This window comes from Oryzihumus sp. (genome assembly GCF_054325275.1).
This window is the reverse complement of the sequence record NZ_JBTCWL010000013.1, coordinates 1-18,649: the sequence shown is the minus strand read 5'-3', so window position 1 is coordinate 18,649 and position 18,649 is coordinate 1. Positions and strand designations below refer to the sequence as shown.

17 protein-coding genes and 1 tRNA gene are annotated in these 18,649 nt (G+C 73.1%); 15 read left to right on the top strand and 3 right to left on the bottom strand.

The genetic code is table 11. The annotated features are described in order from the left end of the window. Positions 1-152: 152 nt before the first annotated feature. The 14 genes from mfd (at position 153) to ACXVGS_RS05005 (ending at position 13,492) form a co-directional block, all read left to right on the top strand. On the top strand, positions 153-3,755 hold the full coding sequence (gene mfd / locus ACXVGS_RS05070) for a transcription-repair coupling factor (RefSeq protein WP_458536700.1): 3,603 nt from the start codon (positions 153-155) through the stop codon (positions 3,753-3,755). Between the two features lie 61 nt (positions 3,756-3,816). Further along, complete coding sequence (locus ACXVGS_RS05065) at positions 3,817-4,365, top strand: hypothetical protein (RefSeq protein WP_458527978.1); 549 nt, start codon at positions 3,817-3,819, stop codon at positions 4,363-4,365. Between the two features lie 13 nt (positions 4,366-4,378). Continuing rightward, a complete protein-coding gene (locus ACXVGS_RS05060) occupies positions 4,379-5,350 on the top strand; it encodes a MazG family protein (RefSeq protein WP_458536699.1) in 972 nt (323 codons plus the stop codon). 95 nt (positions 5,351-5,445) lie between these two features. Next, positions 5,446-6,735 (top strand): phosphopyruvate hydratase, encoded by a 1,290-nt coding sequence (gene eno / locus ACXVGS_RS05055; RefSeq protein WP_141787145.1) that lies wholly within the window; start codon positions 5,446-5,448, stop codon positions 6,733-6,735. Positions 6,736-6,755: 20 nt separating this feature from the next. Continuing rightward, positions 6,756-7,364 carry an FtsB family cell division protein gene (locus tag ACXVGS_RS05050; RefSeq protein ID WP_458536698.1) on the top strand — a complete coding sequence of 203 codons (609 nt, stop codon included), beginning with the start codon at positions 6,756-6,758 and terminating at the stop codon, positions 7,362-7,364. Continuing rightward, entirely contained in the window at positions 7,361-7,864 is a 504-nt protein-coding gene (locus ACXVGS_RS05045) for a DUF501 domain-containing protein (RefSeq protein ID WP_458536697.1), read from the top strand. Before ACXVGS_RS05050 ends, ACXVGS_RS05045 begins: the two co-directional genes overlap by 4 nt. Next, a complete protein-coding gene (locus ACXVGS_RS05040) occupies positions 7,861-8,808 on the top strand; it encodes a Ppx/GppA phosphatase family protein (RefSeq protein ID WP_458527983.1) in 948 nt (315 codons plus the stop codon). The genes ACXVGS_RS05045 and ACXVGS_RS05040 overlap by 4 nt, the downstream gene beginning before the upstream one ends. 22 nt (positions 8,809-8,830) lie before the next feature. After that, positions 8,831-9,688, top strand: a complete 858-nt coding sequence (locus tag ACXVGS_RS05035; protein ID WP_458527984.1) for a uracil-DNA glycosylase — start codon at positions 8,831-8,833, stop codon at positions 9,686-9,688. A gap of 105 nt (positions 9,689-9,793) precedes the next feature. Then, complete coding sequence (locus ACXVGS_RS05030; protein ID WP_458527985.1) at positions 9,794-11,095, top strand: NAD(P)/FAD-dependent oxidoreductase; 1,302 nt, start codon at positions 9,794-9,796, stop codon at positions 11,093-11,095. After that, entirely contained in the window at positions 11,092-11,622 is a 531-nt protein-coding gene (locus tag ACXVGS_RS05025; RefSeq protein WP_458527986.1) for a glycine cleavage system protein R, read from the top strand. Before ACXVGS_RS05030 ends, ACXVGS_RS05025 begins: the two co-directional genes overlap by 4 nt. Further along, positions 11,619-12,188 carry a peptide deformylase gene (locus tag ACXVGS_RS05020; RefSeq protein ID WP_458527987.1) on the top strand — a complete coding sequence of 190 codons (570 nt, stop codon included), beginning with the start codon at positions 11,619-11,621 and terminating at the stop codon, positions 12,186-12,188. The genes ACXVGS_RS05025 and ACXVGS_RS05020 overlap by 4 nt, the downstream gene beginning before the upstream one ends. Before the next feature lie 10 nt (positions 12,189-12,198). Beyond that, positions 12,199-12,271, top strand: a tRNA-Leu gene (locus ACXVGS_RS05015). An 85-nt stretch (positions 12,272-12,356) separates the two neighbouring features. Continuing rightward, positions 12,357-13,193 carry a Bax inhibitor-1/YccA family protein gene (locus ACXVGS_RS05010; protein ID WP_458527988.1) on the top strand — a complete coding sequence of 279 codons (837 nt, stop codon included), beginning with the start codon at positions 12,357-12,359 and terminating at the stop codon, positions 13,191-13,193. Between the two features lie 17 nt (positions 13,194-13,210). Next, positions 13,211-13,492 carry a hypothetical protein gene (locus ACXVGS_RS05005; protein WP_458527989.1) on the top strand — a complete coding sequence of 94 codons (282 nt, stop codon included), beginning with the start codon at positions 13,211-13,213 and terminating at the stop codon, positions 13,490-13,492. A 112-nt stretch (positions 13,493-13,604) separates the two neighbouring features. Here ACXVGS_RS05005 and ACXVGS_RS05000 read toward each other — a convergent pair whose 3' ends face one another. From ACXVGS_RS05000 to ACXVGS_RS04990, 3 genes are all read right to left on the bottom strand, one after another. After that, on the bottom strand, positions 13,605-14,651 hold the full coding sequence (locus tag ACXVGS_RS05000; RefSeq protein ID WP_458536696.1) for a DUF695 domain-containing protein: 1,047 nt from the start codon (positions 14,649-14,651) through the stop codon (positions 13,605-13,607). Positions 14,652-14,793: 142 nt separating this feature from the next. Next, a complete protein-coding gene (locus tag ACXVGS_RS04995; protein ID WP_458531547.1) occupies positions 14,794-16,017 on the bottom strand; it encodes an acetyl-CoA C-acetyltransferase in 1,224 nt (407 codons plus the stop codon). A 38-nt stretch (positions 16,018-16,055) separates the two neighbouring features. Further along, complete coding sequence (locus ACXVGS_RS04990) at positions 16,056-17,246, bottom strand: SGNH/GDSL hydrolase family protein (protein ID WP_458536695.1); 1,191 nt, start codon at positions 17,244-17,246, stop codon at positions 16,056-16,058. A gap of 180 nt (positions 17,247-17,426) precedes the next feature. Here ACXVGS_RS04990 and ACXVGS_RS04985 point away from each other — a divergent pair. After that, on the top strand, positions 17,427-18,649 hold a 1,223-nt coding region (locus tag ACXVGS_RS04985), incomplete at its 3' end, for a cystathionine beta-synthase (RefSeq protein ID WP_458536694.1).

Sequence of the window (18,649 nt, the reverse complement as noted above, 5' to 3'; positions counted from 1 at the left end):
CCTCCACGGTAAGGACGGGCACCGCGCCCCGTCTCGCAGTCGGCCAAATCCGCGCCCGTGCGCCGGTGTCGGGCGGCAGTCGTACCCTGAAGAACGCCCGCTTCCACCGGAAGTGGGGCTTTCGTGCTGTCCACCGCACCCCTGCAGGAGCCATGAGCCTCACCAGCCTGCTCGACGTCCTCACCACTGACGCGCCCGTCCGGGCCGCCCTTGCCGCGGCCGACAGCGGCGAGCGGGTCGTCGACGTGGCGGTGGCAGCCGGTGCCCGCCCGCCGCTGCTCGCCGCCCTCGCCGGCGCCGGCGGGGGGTCGGCCCACCCGGTCCTCGCGGTGACCGCCACCGGCCGCGAGGCCGAGGACCTCGCCTCCGCCCTGCGCTGCTTCCTGCCCGCGGACCGGGTCGCCGAGTTCCCGTCCTGGGAGACGCTGCCGCACGAGCGGCTCTCGCCCCGCAGCGACACCGTCGGGCGCCGCCTGGCCGTCCTGCGGCGGCTGGCGCACCCGGACCCGGCCGACCCGGCATACGGCGTGCTCGACGTGGTCGTCGCCCCGGTGCGCGCGCTGCTGCAGCCCCTGGTGACCGGCCTCGCCGAGCTGGTCCCGGTCGCCCTGACCGCGGGGCAGGAGGCCCCGCTGGAGGAGGTCGTCGAGGCGCTCGCGGCGGCCGCCTACACCCGCACCGACCTGGTCGAGCGGCGCGGGGAGTTCGCCGTCCGCGGCGGCATCCTCGACGTGTTCCCACCTACCGAGGAGCACCCGGTGCGCGTGGAGTTCTGGGGTGACACCGTCGAGGAGATCCGCTGGTTCAAGGTCGCCGACCAGCGCAGCCTCGAGATCGCCGAGCACGGCCTGTGGGCGCCGCCGTGCCGTGAGGTGCTGCTGACCGAGTCGGTCCGCAAGCGCGCCGCCGCCCTGGCCGAGCAGCTGCCCGGTGTCGCCGACCTGCTCGGCAAGCTGGCCGAGGGCATCGCCGTGGAGGGCATGGAGTCCCTCGCCCCGGCCCTGGTCGACGGCATGGAGTCGCTGCTGGACGTCCTGCGCCCGGGCACCCAGGTCGTGCTGGTCGACCCCGAGCGGGTGCGCACCCGGGCGCACGACCTGGTGGCGACCAGCGCCGAGTTCCTCGAGGCCAGCTGGGCCAACGCCGCCGCCGGCAACGCCGTGCCCGTCGACCTGCAGGGGGTCCTCGGCACCGCGTCCTACTGGTCCCTGGCGCAGGTGCGCGAGCACGCCCTCGCCACAGGTCGCCCGTGGTGGTCGCTCACCTCCTTCGCCTCCGACGCGGAGCTGGCCGAGTTCGCCGACGACGAGCTGCCCGGCGAACGCGTCACCATCGACTCGAGCGACGTCGAGGCCTACCGCGGCGACACCGAGGCGGCGGTGGGCGACCTGCGTCGCTGGGCCGCCGAGGGCTGGCACACCCTGGTCGTCACCGAGGGGCACGGCCTGGCCCGGCGCGTCACGGAGGTCCTCGCCGAGCACGACGTGCCCGGCCGGCTGGAGGAGGGCGCCGACGACCTGTCCCCGGGGCTCGTCCACGTGACGACCGGCGCCCTCGGCCGCGGCTTCGTGCTGCCCGGGGCGCGGCTGGCCGTCGTCACCGAGGCCGACCTGACCGGCCAGCCGGGTCAGGGCAACACCACCAAGGACATGCGCCGCATGCCCTCGCGCCGGCGCAACATGGTCGACCCGCTCCAGCTGCGCCCCGGCGACTTCGTCGTGCACGAGCAGCACGGCGTGGGCCGGTTCGTGGAGATGATGCAGCGCACCGTCGGCGGGGCGACCCGCGAGTACCTCGTCATCGAGTACGCCGCCAGCCGCCGCGGCCAGCCGGCCGACCGGCTGTCCGTGCCGACCGACCAGCTCGACCAGGTCACCCGCTACGTCGGTGGCGAGGCCCCGACGCTGAACAAGCTCGGCGGCGCCGACTGGGCCAAGACCAAGAGCCGGGCCAAGAAGCACGTCAAGCAGATCGCCGGCGAGCTGATCCGCCTCTACAGCGCCCGCATGGCCACCCAGGGCCACGCCTTCGGGCCCGACACCCCGTGGCAGCGTGAGCTCGAGGACGCCTTCGCCTATGTCGAGACCCCCGACCAGCTGAGCAGCATCGACGAGGTCAAGGTCGACATGGAGCGCTCGGTGCCGATGGACCGCCTCATCTGCGGCGACGTCGGTTACGGCAAGACCGAGATCGCGGTGCGGGCGGCGTTCAAGGCGATCCAGGACGGCAAGCAGGTCGCCGTCCTCGTGCCCACGACGCTGCTGGTGCAGCAGCACTTCCAGACCTTCTCCGAGCGCTACGCCCAGTTCCCCGTGGTGGTCAAGGCGCTGTCCCGGTTCCAGACCGACGCCGAGGCCAGGCGGGTGCTCGACGGCCTGGCCGACGGCAGCGTCGACCTGGTCATCGGCACCCACCGGCTGCTCTCCAAGGAGGTGCGGTTCAAGGACCTCGGCCTGGTCGTCGTCGACGAGGAGCAGCGCTTCGGTGTCGAGCACAAGGAGCAGCTCAAGCAGATGCGCACCGCGGTCGACGTCCTCGCGATGTCGGCCACCCCGATCCCTCGCACGCTCGAGATGGCGGTCACCGGCATCCGCGAGATGTCGACCCTGGCCACCCCGCCCGAGGAGCGCCACCCGGTCCTGACCTTCGTCGGCGCCTACGACGAGAAGCAGATCGTGGCCGCGATCCGGCGCGAGCTGCTGCGCGAGGGCCAGGTCTTCATGGTCCACAACAAGGTCAGCTCGATCGAGAAGGCCGCGGCCCGGCTCCGCGAGCTGGTGCCCGAGGCCCGCATCGCCACAGCGCACGGCCAGATGGGCGAGCACCGCCTCGAGCAGGTCGTCCTCGACTTCTGGGAGAAGAAGTTCGACGTGCTGGTCTGCACCACGATCGTCGAGACCGGCCTGGACATCTCCAACGCCAACACCCTCATCGTCGAGCGCGCCGACATGCTCGGCCTGTCCCAGCTGCACCAGCTCCGCGGCCGGGTGGGGCGTGGCCGTGAGCGGGCCTACTCCTACTTCCTCTACCCGCCGGAGAAGCCGCTGACGGAGACGGCCCACGACCGCCTCCAGACCATCGCCAGCCACACCGACCTCGGGGCCGGCATGCAGGTGGCCATGAAGGACCTCGAGATCCGCGGCGCCGGCAACCTGCTCGGCGGCGAGCAGTCCGGCCACATCGCCGGCGTCGGGTTCGACCTCTACGTGCGGCTGGTCGGCGAGGCGGTGGCGGACTATCGAGGTGATGGCGGCGAGGACCGCGTAACCGAGATCAAGATCGAGCTGCCGGTCGACGCGCACCTCCCGCACGACTACGTGCCGGGGGAGCGGCTGCGCCTGGAGGCCTACAAGAAGCTCGCCGTCGTCGAGGACGAGGCCGGGCTGGCCGAGATCGAGGCCGAGCTGCGCGACCGCTACGGCGCCCCGCCGGAGCCGGTGCAGAACCTTCTCGAGGTCGCCCGGCTGCGCACGGTGGCCCGCCAGGCGGGGGTCGCCGACATCAGCGTCCAGGGCAACTTCGTGCGGTTCGGGCCGCTCGAGCTGCCCGAGAGCCAGCAGCTGCGGCTGCAGCGGCTCTACCCGGGGTCGCTGGTCAAGGACCAGGTCCGTACGATTCTCGTGCCCAAGCCCATGACCGCGAGGGTGGGTGGCAAGCCGCTGCGCGACACCGCAGTCCTGCGGTGGGCCAGCGACCTGATCCACGCGGTCCTGCTCGACAGCGTGGCCAGCGCCGCGCGCGTGGCCTCGAGCTGACGGCCATGATGTGCTCGACCCGCGCGCGCCGGCACCCGGCGGCACGACGAAAGGAACGTCCGTGAAGGTTCTCCCGACGGCCCGCGCCGCCGCGCCGGTCGCCCTGGTGCTCGGTGCCGCCCTGGCCCTGTCCGGCTGCGGCCCGCAGGAGGCCGGTGCCGCCGCCATCGTCGGCAACCGGGTCATCAGCGACCAGGACGTGCAGACCGCGGCCCAGGAGACCAACAAGGGGGTCGAGGGGCTGCAGCAGCCGTTCACCGCCTCCGACACGCTGGTCTTCCTCATCGTCTCGCCCTACGTCCTCGACGCGGCGGCCAAGGGCGGTCACGGGGTCTCCGAGTCCCAGGCCAAGGCGGCGCTGACCAAGCTGGCCAACCCCTCGCCGGCCACACTCGAGTTCGCCCGCACGTTCATCGCGCTGCAGGGGCTGACCCAGGAGCAGGTTCAGGGCGTGCTCGCCGAGGTGCAGAAGGCCAGGATCACGGTCAACCCGCGCTACGGCAAGCTCGACCCCAAGACCCTGCGCCTGGACACCAGCGAGCCGAACTGGATCAAGAAGGTCCCGCAGGCCAACGCCACCACCGCCCCGTCGGTCCCCTCCGGCCAGTAGTCCGCAGGCCCGCGTGGCGCACCGCCTGACCCTCCTGCTCAGCAGCCCGCGCGTCGCGCCGGGACTGCTCACCCGCGACGCGTGGGACGTGCTCGCGTCCGCCGCGGCCGTCCTCGCCCGCGACGAGGACGAGGCCCAGGCCGTCGCGGTCGCCGAGTCCGGTATGCCGGTCGCGCACGTGGGTGCCGAGCCGCCCGCCTCCCTGGCCCGCCTCCTCGCCGACCGCGCGGAGCAGGGCGAGGTGGTATGGCTGGGCTCCGCCGACGGCGACCCGGGCCTGACCGACGCCTTGGCCGCAGAGGTCAGCCGGCGATCCGATCCGCCCGAGGTCGAGGTGCTGGTCGGGTCGTGGGACGTGCCGGGTGCCCGGCTGCTCGACCTCGTCGCGGTGATGGACCGGCTGCGCACCCCGGGCGTCTGCCCGTGGTACGCCGAGCAGACCCACGAGTCCTTGCTGCCCTACCTCATCGAGGAGGCCTACGAGGTCGTCGAGGCGATCGAGTCCGGCGACCGGGCCCACATGCTCGAGGAGCTCGGCGACCTGCTCTTCCAGGTCGCCTTCCACGCCCGGGTCGCCGCCGAGGACCCGGCGGCGCCGTTCGACGTCGACGACGTGGCCGCAGCCCTCGTCGACAAGCTCGTCCGGCGCAACCCGCACGTGTTCTCCGACGTCGAGGCCGAGACCGCCGAGGACGTGACCGCGAACTGGGAGGCCATCAAGGCGCAGGAGAAGCCCCACCGCGACTCGCCGCTGGACGGCATACCGGCTGGCCTGCCCGCGCTGGCGCGGGCCGACAAGGTGCTCTCCCGGCTGGAGCGGGCCGGGGCCGGGCAGGTCGCGGCGGAGGCCACCGCAGGCGAGGACGTGGGCGCCCAGCTGCTCGCCCTGGGGGCCCGGGCGAGGGCCGCAGGCGTCGACGCCGAGGCGGCGCTGCGGGCGACGTTGCGCGAGGTCGAGGCGCAGGTCAGGGCCGACGGGGCCTGAGCCCGCGCTTCCCCGGTGCGGGTCGGTCACCGGTGGGGGCAGGCCCAGCCGTTAGGCTCCTGTCGTATCCGTCCGGCCCACCGATGGAGATGTTTGTGGCCAGCATCGAGGCAGTAGGCGCGCGCGAGATCCTTGACTCGCGCGGCAACCCCACCGTCGAGGTCGAGGTCGCCCTCGACGACGGCACGATCGCCCGCGCGGCGGTCCCGTCCGGAGCGTCGACCGGCGCGTTCGAGGCGGTCGAGCGCCGCGACGGTGACAAGAACCGATACGGCGGCAAGGGCGTCGAGCAGGCGGTCGACGCCGTCCTGGACGAGATCGGCCCGCGCCTGCTGGGCTTCGAGGCGAGCGAGCAGCGTCTCGTCGACGCCGAGATGCTCGCGATGGACGGCACCGCCAACAAGGGCACCCTCGGCGCCAACGCCATCCTCGGCGTCTCCCTCGCCGTGGCCCGCGCCGCGGCCGACTCCGCCGGCCTGCCCCTGTTCCGCTACGTCGGCGGTCCCAACGCCCACGTGCTGCCCGTACCGATGATGAACATCCTCAACGGCGGGTCGCACGCCGACTCCAACGTGGACATCCAGGAGTTCATGATCGCCCCGATCGGCGCCGGCTCCTTCCGCGAGGCGCTGCGCTGGGGCACCGAGGTCTACCACGCTCTCAAGGCGGTCCTGAAGGAGCGCGGCCTGTCCACCGGCCTGGGCGACGAGGGCGGCTTCGCGCCGAACCTCGAGAGCAACCGGGCAGCGCTGGACATCATCAGCGAGGCGGTCGCCAAGGCCGGCTACACCCTCGGCACCGACATCGCCCTGGCGCTCGACGTCGCGGCCTCGGAGTTCTGCGAGGACGGCGTCTACACCTTCGAGGGTCAGCAGCGCACCGCCGCCGAGATGACTGCCTACTACGCCGAGCTCGTCGAGGCCTACCCGCTGGTGTCCATCGAGGACCCGCTGGACGAGGACGACTGGGAGGGCTGGGCGACCATCACCGCGGTGCTCGGCGACAAGGTCCAGATCGTCGGCGACGACCTGTTCGTCACCAACCCCGAGCGGCTGCAGCGCGGCATCGACAACGCCACCGCCAACGCCCTGCTGGTCAAGGTCAACCAGATCGGCTCGCTGACCGAGACCCTCGACGCGGTCGACCTGGCCCAGCGCAACGGCTACCGCGCGATGATGAGCCACCGCTCCGGCGAGACCGAGGACACCACCATCGCCGACCTGGCCGTCGCCACCAACTGCGGCCAGATCAAGACCGGTGCCCCGGCCCGCTCCGAGCGGGTCGCGAAGTACAACCAGCTCCTGCGCATCGAGGAGGAGCTCGACGAGGCCGCGCGCTACGCCGGCGCCGGCGCCTTCCCGCGCTTCAAGGGCGACCGGGCCTAGCCCGGGCAGGGACACCGCTCGTGGCCGCCAACCGACCGGGCAGTGCGTCGAGGAGTCCTCGGCGCACCGGCTCGTCACGGTCCGGTGCGGCGGCCACGAGTCGTCCCTCCACCCCCCGCAAGTCCGCCAGCCGTCCCGCGACGTCGGCCCGCATCCGCCGCCCGCGTGGCGACCAGCACACGCCCCGCTCGCTGCGCCGGATGGCCATCCTCGCCTCGATCTTCGTCATGCTCGCGGTCCTCCTGGTCCCGACCCTGCGCTCCTACCTGCGCCAGCAGGGCGAGATCGAGGCGATGCGGCACAAGGTCGCCCAGCAGGGCAAGGCCGTCGATGCCCTGCGCGTGCAGAAGCAGCAGTGGGACGACCCGACCTACGTCCAGGAGCAGGCGCGCCAGCGGCTCAAGATGGTCAAGGTCGGCGAGCGCTCCTTCACCGTGCTCGACGCCAGCCCGGCCTCGCCGCAGCGCAAGGACCCGCAGGTCGCCTCCGTGCCGGCCGCGTCCGGCCGCAACCACCCGTGGTACGGCCAGCTGTGGGAGTCGATGGTCATCGCCGACACCCCGCCCCAGCCCACGCCGGGCGCCCCGACGCCGGCACCGCTCCCCACCCCAGGACACAGCACCCCATGAGCACCGTTGACGCCGCCGACCTCGCCGCCGTGGAGCAGCAGCTCGGCCGTCCACCCCGTGGTGTCGCCGAGGTCGCGCACCGCTGCCCGTGCGGCAACCCTGACGTGCTGCGCACCGAGCCCCGGCTGCCTGACGGCACGCCGTTCCCGACGACCTACTACGCCACCTGCCCCCGCCTGACCGGCGCCATCAGCACCCTGGAGACCAGCGGGCTGATGAAGGACATGACCGCGCGACTGGCGGAGGACCCCGAGCTGGCCGCCGCCTACGTCGCGGCCCACGAGGACTACCTGCGCCGCCGGGCCGAGCTGGGCGACGTGCCCGAGATCGAGGGCATCACCGCCGGCGGCATGCCGACCCGCGTCAAGTGCCTGCACGTGCTGGTGGCGCACTCCCTGGCCGTGGGTCGGGGCGTCAACCCGCTCGGGGACGAGGCCCTGGACGCCCTCGACGACTGGTGGGCGGGCGGCCCCTGCGTAGAGCGCGGGGCCGCGGAGTGACCCGCGTCGGGGCGGTCGACTGTGGCACCAACTCGATCCGGCTGCTGATCGCCGACGTCGACCCGGTGGCTGGCACCTTGACCGACGTGGTCCGCCGGATGGAGGTCGTCCGGCTCGGCTACGGCGTCGACCGCACCGGCGTCATCGCCCCGGAGGCGATGGAGCGCACCCTCGCCGCCTGCCGCGACTACGCCGCGCAGTGCGAGGAGCACGGCGTCGAGCGGGTCCGCTTCGTGGCCACCTCCGCCTCGCGCGACGCGCGCAACGCCGCCGAGTTCGTCGCCGGGGTGCGTGAGGCCTTCGCCTCCTTCGGTATCGCGCCCGAGGTCGTCAGCGGGCACGAGGAGGCCTCGCTGTCCTTCCGTGGCGCGACAGGGGAGCTGCGCGGGCGCGGCGTGCCCGGCCCCTACCTCGTGGTCGACCTCGGGGGCGGGTCCACCGAGCTGGTCCGTGGCACCGACGACGTCGAGCAGGCGCGCTCGGTCGACATCGGCTGCGTGCGGATGACCGAGCGCCACCTGCACTCCGACCCCCCCACGGCCGCCGAGGTCGCCGCGGCGACGCGCGACATCGAGGCCGCCATCGACGAGGCCGCCGCCGTCGTGGACCTCGCCGGGGTCAAGGCCCTGGTGGGCCTGGCCGGCAGCGTGACCACCCTGACGGCCCACGCCCTGCGGCTGCAGGCCTACGAGCCGGCGCGCATCCACCTCGCCTCGCTCCCGGTCGACACGGTGGCTGCGGCGGCCGAGGACCTGCTGGCCATGTCGCACGCCGAGCGCGCGGCGCTGCCGTTCATGCACCCCGGCCGGGTCGACGTCATCGGGGCTGGGGCGCTCATCTGGCGCCTCGTCGTCGAGCGGGTCCGGCGCGAGGCGGGCGTGACCGAGGTGGTCACCAGCGAGCACGACATCCTCGACGGCATCGCTCTCGGCATCGCGGGCTGACCGGGGCTGGGGGAGGCTGGCGATGGGGGAGCCCGGCGGTCCGGGGCACGACCGGCAGGAGCTGCTGCCCCACCCGGTGACGGGTCGGCTGTTCCCCTCGCCCGTGCCGCCCGGGACCGGCTGGCCGGGCGATCCGGCGGCGGAGGACACCCCGGTGGCCCGGACGCGGGCGGCGGCCGCGCGCCTGGCCCGGACGGCCCCCGATGTCGAGGAGCTCGACGCCAGGGTCAGCGTGTGTCGGGCCTGTCCACGCCTCGTACGCTGGCGGGAGGAGGTCGCCACCGGGGGCAAGCGCGCCTCCTTCGCCGACCAGCCCTACTGGGGGCGGCCCGGCCCCGGGTTCGGGGACCCCCATCCGCAGGTCCTGGTCGTCGGCCTCGCGCCGGCGGCCAACGGCACCAACCGCACCGGGCGGATGTTCACCGGCGACCGCAGCGGCGACTGGATCTACGCCGCGCTGCACCGCGCCGGGTTCGCCGCCGAGCCGCACAGCGTGGCCAGCGGCGACGGGCAACGCCTGAGCGGGGCACGCATCGTCGCCGCGGTGCGGTGCGCCCCGCCGGCGAACCGGCCGTCGCCCCTGGAGCGGGACACCTGCGGGGCCTGGCTGGACCGTGACCTTGCTCTCGCCGAGCCGACGCTGCGCTCGGTCCTGGCCCTCGGGGCCATCGCCTGGACGGCCACGCTGCAGTCCGCCCGCCGGCTCGGCTGGGCCGTGCCTCGACCCGCGCCGCGCTTCGGCCACGGGGCCGAGACCACGCTGGTCTCCAGCCACGGCAAGGCGATTCGCCTGCTCGGCAGCTACCACGTCAGCCAGCAGAACACCTTCACCGGCAAGCTCACCGAGGCCATGCTCGACGCTGTCCTGAGCCGCCTGTGAGGGGAGCCGGGCTGGGTTCGCGCGACCCGGCATACCGGGGTCAAGGGGCTGTCCGCGGACTGGGAGGGACTTTGTGAAAACTTTCACGAGTAGTACCGTCGAGCGGTGAGCAAACGCATCGTGGTCCTCGGAGGCGGCTACGTCGGGCTCTACACGAGCCTGGGGTTGCTGCGGAAGCTGCGCGCCGGAGAGGCGACCGTCACGGTCATCGACCCGCGCTCCTACATGACCTACCAGCCGTTCCTGCCGGAGGCGAGTGCCGGCAGCCTCAGCCCACGGCACGTGGTCGTCCCACTGCGCCGGGTGCTCAAGGGCGCCGAGATCATCAACGCGCACGTGACCAAGGTCGACCACGCCCGCAAGGTGGTCACCGTCGAGCCGCTGGAGGGCCCGTCCTACGAGGTGCCCTACGACGAGGTCGTCGTCGCGCTCGGCTCCAAGGCCCGCACGCTGCCCATCCCCGGCCTGGCCGAGCAGGGCATCGGGTTCAAGACGGTCGAGGAGGCCATCTGGCTGCGCAACCACGTGCTGCGCTGCCTCGACCTGGCCGCCTCCACCCAGGACGCCGAGCGGCGCAGCCGGGCCCTGACCTTCACCTTCGTCGGTGGTGGCTACGCCGGCGTCGAGGCGATCGCCGAGCTGGAGGACATGGCCCGCTACGCCCTGCGCTACTACCCCCAGGTCCATCCCGACGAGCTGCGTTTCGTCCTCGTCGAGGCGACCGGCCGGATCCTGCCCGAGGTCGGCGAGGACATGGGCCGCTACACCCTCGACGAGCTGCGCCAGCGAGGCCTCGACGTGCTGCTGGAGACCCGGCTGGAGTCGTGCGTCGACGGCCACGTCGTGCTCTCCGACGGGCAGCGGTTCGACTCCGACACCGTGGTCTGGACCGCCGGCGTCAAGGCCAGCCCGGTGCTGGCCAACACCGACCTGCCGCTGGACGACAAGGGCCGCCTGGTGTGTGACGCCGACCTGCGCGTGCACGGCCTGGCCGACGCGTGGGGCGCCGGTGACAACGCCGCGGTGCCGGACATCACCAACCCCGGTTCCTTCTGCTCGCCCAGTGCCCAGCATGCCGTGCGGCAGGCGACCCACCTCGCCGACAACATCGTGAAGTCGTTGCGGGGCAAGGAGATCGAGCCTTACCGCCACAAGCACGTCGGCTCCGTGGCGAGCCTCGGCCTGCACAAGGGCGTGGCCCAGGTCTACGGCGTCAAGCTGCGCGGCTGGCCGGCCTGGTTCATGCACCGGACTTACCACGTGTCCCGGGTCCCCACGCTCAACCGCAAGATCCGGGTCATCGTCGACTGGACGTTGGCGCTGTTCTTCAAGCGAGAGATCGTCAGCCTCGGCGAGATGGCCGCGCCCCGCGAGGAGTTCCACCAGGCCGCGGGCGGTGGCCAGTGAGCGTCCCCGGCCAGGTCATCGCGGTGACGGTCCTCGGCCAGGACCGCCCCGGCATCGTCGCCGACGTCACCGGCGCCCTCGCGGACCTGCACGGCAACCTCGAGGACTCGACCATGACGCTGCTGCGCGGCCACTTCGCCATGGTCCTGCTCGTGCGCACCGGCGCAGGCGTCGACGCGGTGGAGTCCGCGCTGCGGCACCTCACCGCCGACGGCTCCCTGGTCATCAACGCCCGCGTCCTCGCCGACACCACCCCGAGCGCCCCCTCCGGGCCGTCGTACGCCCTGCACGTCCACGGCGCCGACCGTCCCGGCATCGTCGCGACCATCACCAGGGTGGTGGCCGAGCACGGCGGCAACATCGTCGACCTCGGCACCCGCCTCGGCGGCGACCTCTACGTGCTCATGGCCGAGCTGGAGCTGCCCGACGTCGCGGCCGCGGAGGCGCTAGAGCGCGACCTGCGCATCGTCGCCGACGAGATCGGCGTCGACGTGCACCTCTCGCCCGTCGAGGACGACCTCTTGTGAGCTCGCAGCCCGGGCACGACGCCGGCGCGCCACCGGGGTTCAGCATGCCTCCCCTGCCCGTGGGGCGGGTGCTCCCGGTCCGGCAGGCCCCCGACGCCGTCCTGGGCACTCCCGGGGCCGACGTCGACCCAACCGGCCCGGAGTCCGTCCAGCTGGCCGCCGATCTGCTTGCCACGCAACGGGTCTCGCCCGGCTGTGTCGGACTCGCGGCGCAGCAGGTCGGCCTCGCCGTCCGCATGTTCAGCGTCGACGTGACCGGTCACCCCAAGACCCGCACGTGCCACGGCGCGTTCGTGCTGTGCAACGCCGAGGTCGTCAGCGCCACGCGCAGGGAGCGCGGCCGTGAGGGCTGCATGTCCGTGCCGGACTTCACCGGAGACGTAGCCCGCGCCCGTCGCCTGGTCGTACGTGGCCAGCTGCCGGTCACGGGGGAGTGGGTCGAGGTCACCACGGACGCCTTCGAGGCGGTGGCCCTGCAGCACGAGGTCGACCACACCCAGGGCCTGCTGTTCCTCGACCGCGTGGCAGGCGCCCACGCGATCCACCCGCGCCGCACCTATCTGTAGCCTGACGCCTGTCCCCGTAGCCCAACGGCAGAGGCGAGCGACTTAAAATCGCGCAAGTGCGGGTTCGAATCCCGTCGGGGGCACGCATCGGGGAACTTCCTGGCCCCCTCGGACATCTTCTCAGTGACGGGCCGCCGCCACGGCGGCATGACGTGCTGGAGGCACACGATGAGCAACCCGGTGTTCAACCGGATCGACAAGCAGGTCCGCCGCGGCGCCTATGCCGGCTTCGGCCAGGAGCCCCGGGCGCAGTGGTCCACCCCGCAGCAGCCCGCCGCGGCCGACCTCAGCGCCGCGCAGCTGCAGCAGATGTATGACGCGCAGCCCGCCACCGCGGCGCAGGCCCGTCGGATGACCCTCGACGACGTGGTGATGAAGACGCTGCTGCTGTTCGGCATCGTCGTCGCCGTCGCGGCGGCCTCGTGGGTCGTCACCGACACGAGCCCCGCCCTGGCGCTGCCGATCTGGCTGGCCGGCATGCTCGGCGGACTCGTGGTCGGCTTCGTCATCGCCTTCCGGCAGAAGGTCAGCGTCCCGCTGATCCTCACCTACGCGGTGCTCGAGGGTGGCTTCGTCGGCGCGATCAGCCGGGTCTTCGAGTCCTACGCCCACGGCGTCGTCGGCCAGGCCGTGCTGGCGACCATGGCGACGTTCGCCGGCATGTTCATCGCCTGGAAGGTCGGCTTCATCAAGGTGACCGACCGTTCGCGCCGCATCTTCGGCATGGCGGTCATCGGCTACCTGCTCTTTGGCCTGGTCAACCTCGTGTTCGCCTTCGCCACCGGCGGCTGGGGCCTCATCGGTTCGCAGTTCGGCCTGCTGATCTGCGTCGTCGGCGTCGGCATGGCGGCCTACTCCCTGGCCATCGACTTCGACACCATCGACCGCGGTGTCGCGGCCGGGCTGCCCGAGCGCTGCTCCTGGCTCATGGCGCACGGCCTGATCGTCTCGCTGGTCTGGCTCTACCTCGAGCTGCTGCGCCTGTTCACCCGGGCCCGCAACTAGTGCAGCCACCCACCCCGGTGCCGGTCGAGGTCCGCACCGAGCTCGCCCGGGTGGTCGAGCGCTGGCAGCAGCTGCCGCTGGACCGCGCCGAGCGCCACGCCGGCGCCGTCCGCGAGCTGGTGCAGCGCCTGGCCGACGAGGTCGCCGAACGCACCGGTCAGGACCCCTGGCCGGTGCCCGACCTCGGCCCGGCCACGCTGATGGACCAGCTGGCGGTCATGGTCTACGACGCCAGCGAGGTGGGCCTGCCGGAGGACCTCGCCGGGCAGCTGGGCGACCTGCGCCGCGCGCTGGCCTGACCGGCATACCGGCGCGGCTGGCGCACCCTCACCCACCGAACGCCCGAAATCCGTCGAATCGCACCCCTGCCGGGGCGGATTCGACGGATTTTGGGCGTTCGGTGGAGGTGTCTCAGGCGCGCAGGTGGGCGACGGCGGCCCACGCCGGGTCGAGCTGCGAGGCCACCTGCACCCGCCCCTGGTCCCACCCGGAGACGGCGGCCCGGACCTGTTCGGCGGCCGGGGTGGTGCCGTCGACGTAGAGGTGCAGCACGCGCACCCCGTCGTGGCTCTCGTGCGCGACGAGACGGCCACTGGGCCCCACCCGGTCGGTGAGGTGGTCCTCGAGGCTGCGCAGCCGTGGCAGGCTCTGCGCGCCAGGCAGCCCCTGCTCCGTGGTGTCGGTGAAGGGCACGACCACGGCGACGTGCGTGTCCAGATGCGGGGCCGTCGCCGCGCGCAGCGGCACCTGGGTCATGGCGAGAACGGGCCGCCCGGTGGGACCGGTGCCCTCCAGCACGGCCCAGGTGGGTTCGCCGTCGGCGTCGAGGTGCTGCTCCTCCAATGAGCACACGACCGAGCGCAGGCCGGTCAGCGGGACCGCGTCCAGCGGCTCGAGCTCGGCCGCGGAGACCTCGCCGAGCCACGTCTCCACGGCGGCCTCGCCGAGCACGGTGTCGAGCAGCAGGAACGCGGCCTGCGTGCGCGTCTGTGGCTCGAGGTCGGCCCAGGCCGGGTGGTGCACGCTGACGTCCACCGCTGCACCGACCACGCGGGCACCGGCGGTGGCCCGGGCCAGGTCGACGTGCTGTCCCTCGATCTCCAGCGACACCGCCCCGGCGTCGGCTGTGGGCTGGCGCATGTCGGCATAGCTCCACACCGCGTCGGCCGGCGGCGCCGCGAGCCGCCAGCGGCGGGCCAGGGGCCGCAGCGCGGGGTCGCCGGCCGCGGTCACCACGAGCACGTGCTGGCTCTCCTGGCCGCCGGGCCCGAGCTCCCACGCCAGGCCGTCGTGCACCGCGTCGACCCGGGCACTGAGCGCCTCGACGATGCGCCCCGGTTCCCGGTCGGCGATGGCCCCGGCGACCGCGTCGGCGCCCTCGGCCACCCACCACTGCCAGAACGCACCGAGGGTGGCGCCAGCGTCGGTGGTGGCCCTGCGGCGCGAGAAGAGTCCCATGGCGGTCATCCTGCCGTGCCTGTCCACGCGGCACGAGGCAGACCGCCGCATCACCCACCGAACGCACGAAATCCGCCGAACCGAGCCTCTTTCGGGGCAGGTTCGACGGATTCGGTGCGTTCGGTCGAGGGGAGCGACGACCTCAGCTGAGGCGCTCGTAGATGACCGCCATCCCCTGGCCGCCACCGACGCACATGGTCTCGAGGCCGAACTGGCCGTCGCGGGCCTGCAGGCCGTTGAGCAGCGTGGTGGTGATCCGGGCGCCGGTCGAGCCGAACGGGTGGCCCAGGGCGATCGCGCCGCCGTGCACGTTGAGCTTGTCGAAGTCCATGCCGAGGTCGTCGGCCGACGGCAGCACCTGGGCGGCGAAGGCCTCGTTGATCTCGTACAGGTCCATGTCGGCGATGGTCATGCCGGCGCGGGCCAGGGCCTGGCGCGAGGCCTCGACCGGGCCGAGGCCCATGATCTCCGGCGACAGCGCCGAGACGCCGGTGGAGACGACGCGCGCCAGCGGGGTCAGGCCCAGCTCCCTGGCCTTGGTGTCGCTCATGACGACCACGGCGGCGGCACCGTCGTTGAGCGGGCAGCAGTTGCCGGCGGTGATGGTGCCGTTCTCGCGGAAGACCGGGTTGAGGCCGGACACACCCTCCAGCGTCACGCCGGCGCGCGGGCCGTCGTCGGTGGAGACGACGGTGCCGTCCGGCGTGGTGATCGGCGTGATCTCGCGGGCGAAGAACCCGTCGGCGATGGCCTTCTCGGCGCGGTTCTGGCTGGAGACGCCCCACTCGTCCTGGCGCTGGCGGGAGATGCCACGCGACGTGGCGACGTTCTCGGCGGTCTGGCCCATGGACAGGTAGACGTCGGGCAGCAGGCCCTGCTCGCGCGGGTCGGTCCAGACGCTGTTGTCCGTGGCGATCTGCTGGCTGCGGGCCTGGGCGTCGGCGAACCTCGGGTTCTGCCACTCGGCCTTCGAGCCGCCGGCGCCGGAGAAGTCGGCGTAACGCGAGACGCACTCCACGCCGGCGCTGATGAACACGTCGCCCTCGCCGGCCTTGATCGCGTGGAAGGCCATCCGCGTGGTCTGCACCGAGGAGGCGCAGAACCGGTTCACCGTCGCCCCGGGCAGGTGGTCGTAGCCGGCGAGCACCGCCACGACGCGGGCCATGTTGGAGCCGTGCTCGGCCCACGGCTCGGCGCAACCGAGGTAGAGGTCGTCGACGAGCTTCGGGTCCAGGCCGGGGACCTTGTCCAGGGCGGCCTGGACGATGGTCGCCGCGAGGTCGTCGGGGCGGACGTCCTTGAGCGAGCCCTTGAAGGCGCGCCCGATCGGGCTGCGGGCGGTCGAGACGATGACGGCTTCGGGCACGGTTCCTCCACTGACGGACTCGGGATGCGCCGTCGATGCTATGCCGGGCCGGGCCCCTCGGGGGTGTGGCCTTGGTCTCCCGGCTCATCCTCGCCGTCCACCATCGCCGGTATGCCGTCCGGCTGGCTCGCGGGGGCCACTGCCGCGGCTGTCCCGTCGGCCGGGTCCACCGCGCCCGTGCCGGTGCTGCCGTCCGCGCCGGCGTCCGAGACCTCGCCGTCCAGCTCGGACCGGTCGGTGACCGGGGTGCGGCGCCGGCGCAGCAGCACGGCCCAGCGGCCGCGCGGCCCGCGGGACTCCCCCTCGACGGCGGTGGCGCTGACCTCGGTGCCGGGGTCGCGCACGGCCTGCACCGCGGCCACGGCGACCGGGCTGACGCCCTCGCCGCGCCGGGCGTCGGGGACCCGGTGGTCGTCGGCCGCGCCCCACAGGCCCAGGGCCGCGCACACGCTGGGCAGCAGCGCCGCCGCGGCCCGCGCGTAGCCGGCAGGGGAGGGGTGGAAGCGGTCGGCGCTGAACAGCTCGTGCGGGCGCTCGGCGAACTCGGGTCCGAGCAGGTCACCCAGGGACACGGTCCGGCCCCCGGCCTCGACCACGGCGACGGTCGGGGCCGCGGCCAGGTCGCGCGACCAGCGGCGGGCCAGCAGCCGCAGCGGCTGGGCGACCGGCTCGATCGTGCCCAGGTCGGGGCAGGTGCCGACCACGACCTCGGCCCCGGCAGCACGCAGCGAGCGCACGGTCTCCTCGAGGTGGCGCACGGCGACGGCCTTGTCGATCCGGTGCGTGACGTCGTTGGCGCCGATCATGATGAGCGCGATGTCGGGGTGTGGCACCTCCTCCAGGGCGTTGGCCAGCTGCACCTCCAGCCCGGAGGACTCGGCCCCGACGACGGCGACGTTGGTCAGCCGCACCGGCCGCCCCATGAAGGCGGACACGCCGTTGGCCACGATCGCGCCGACGGTCTGGTGCGCGCTGTCGGCACCCATCCCGGCGGCGGAGCTGTCCCCGAGGACGACGAGCTGGACCGGCTCACCGAGCCCCGCGCCATACACGGCGTTGTCGTCGGGGGAGCCATCGAAGGGCTGGCCGACGACGCGGCGGGCGAGCTGGGCCTCGAGCTTGAGCACCGCGAAGCCGATCAGGCCCAGGGCGCCGATGCCCGCAGCGCCGACGCCACCGCCGTAGGCGGCGGTGGCTGCGATCCTGCGTGCCCGTCGTGCCCTGCCCATCAAGCCTCACCTCGCGTGCCGATCGTGTGTCACCGGGTGCCCTCGCGGCTCCACCACGGTAACGAGGGACATCCGCCGAATGTGCCGTGGGATGCCCTCGTACGCAAGGGGGATCGGCGCCGGCGACATGCCCCTCGGCCACGGGGAGAGGCAGCGTCCGGAGTCTGAGACGATGGGGGCGTGAAGTACGCCGAACACATCGCCGACCTCGTCGGGAACACGCCCCTCGTCAAGCTGAACGCCGTCACCGAGGGCATCACCGCCACGGTGCTGGCCAAGGTCGAGTACATGAACCCCGGCGGGTCCGTGAAGGACCGCATCGCGCTGCGCATGGTCGAGGCCGCGGAGGCCTCCGGCGAGCTCAAGCCGGGCGGCACGATCATCGAGCCCACGTCGGGCAACACCGGCGTCGGCCTGGCGCTGGTGGCACAGCGCAAGGGCTACAAGTGCATCTTCGTGTGCCCGGACAAGGTCGCCGAGGACAAGCGCAACGTGCTGCGTGCCTACGGCGCGGAGGTCGTGGTCTGCCCGACCGCGGTCGCCCCGGAGCACCCCGACTCCTACTACTCGGTCAGCGACCGGCTGGTGCGCGAGACCGAGGGCGGCTGGAAGCCCAACCAGTACGCCAACCCCGAGGGCCCCAACAGCCACTACGCCACCACCGGCCCCGAGATCTGGGCCGACACCGAGGGCAAGGTGACCCACTTCGTGGCCGGCGTCGGCACCGGCGGCACGATCAGCGGCACCGGCCGCTACCTCAAGGAGGTCAGCGACGCCGCGGTCCGCGTCATCGGCGCCGACCCCGAGGGCTCGGTCTACTCCGGCGGCACCGGCCGTCCCTACCTGGTCGAGGGCGTCGGCGAGGACTTCTGGCCCACCGCCTACGACCCCTCCGTGGTCGACGAGATCATCGCGGTCAGCGACGCCGACTCCTTCGCCATGACCCGGCGCCTGGCCCGTGAGGAGGGCCTGCTCGTCGGCGGCTCCTGCGGCATGGCGGTCGTCGCGGCCCTGCGCGCGGCGAAGGACCTCGGCCCCGACGACGTCGTCGTCGTGCTGCTGCCGGACTCCGGGCGCGGCTACATGTCCAAGATCTTCAACGACGACTGGATGGCGTCCTACGGCTTCCTCAAGGAGGTCGGCCAGCGCACCGTCGGCGAGGTGCTGCACGCCAAGTCCGGCGACATCCCGGCCCTGGTGCACACGCACCCCACCGAGACCGTCCGCGACGCGATCGAGATCCTGCGCGAGTACGGCGTCTCGCAGATGCCGGTCGTCAACGCCGAGCCGCCGGTCATGGCCGGCGAGGTGTCCGGCGCGGTGAGCGAGCGCGACCTGCTCGAGGCGCTGTTCACCGGCGAGGCGCACCTGGCCGACCCGGTCGAGAAGCACATGGGCAAGCC

What these genes read in the sequence shown, in the direction of transcription:
- ACXVGS_RS05010 (WP_458527988.1), top strand. Translation starts at nt 12,357, where the DNA reads ATGAGCAACCCGGTGTTCAACCGGATCGACAAGCAGGTCCGCCGCGGC.
- ACXVGS_RS05000 (WP_458536696.1), bottom strand. Translation starts at nt 14,651, where the DNA reads ATGGGACTCTTCTCGCGCCGCAGGGCCACCACCGACGCTGGCGCCACC.
- ACXVGS_RS04990 (WP_458536695.1), bottom strand. Translation starts at nt 17,246, where the DNA reads ATGGGCAGGGCACGACGGGCACGCAGGATCGCAGCCACCGCCGCCTAC.
- ACXVGS_RS05035 (WP_458527984.1), top strand. Translation starts at nt 8,831, where the DNA reads ATGGGGGAGCCCGGCGGTCCGGGGCACGACCGGCAGGAGCTGCTGCCC.
- mfd (WP_458536700.1), top strand. Translation starts at nt 153, where the DNA reads ATGAGCCTCACCAGCCTGCTCGACGTCCTCACCACTGACGCGCCCGTC.
- ACXVGS_RS05045 (WP_458536697.1), top strand. Translation starts at nt 7,361, where the DNA reads ATGAGCACCGTTGACGCCGCCGACCTCGCCGCCGTGGAGCAGCAGCTC.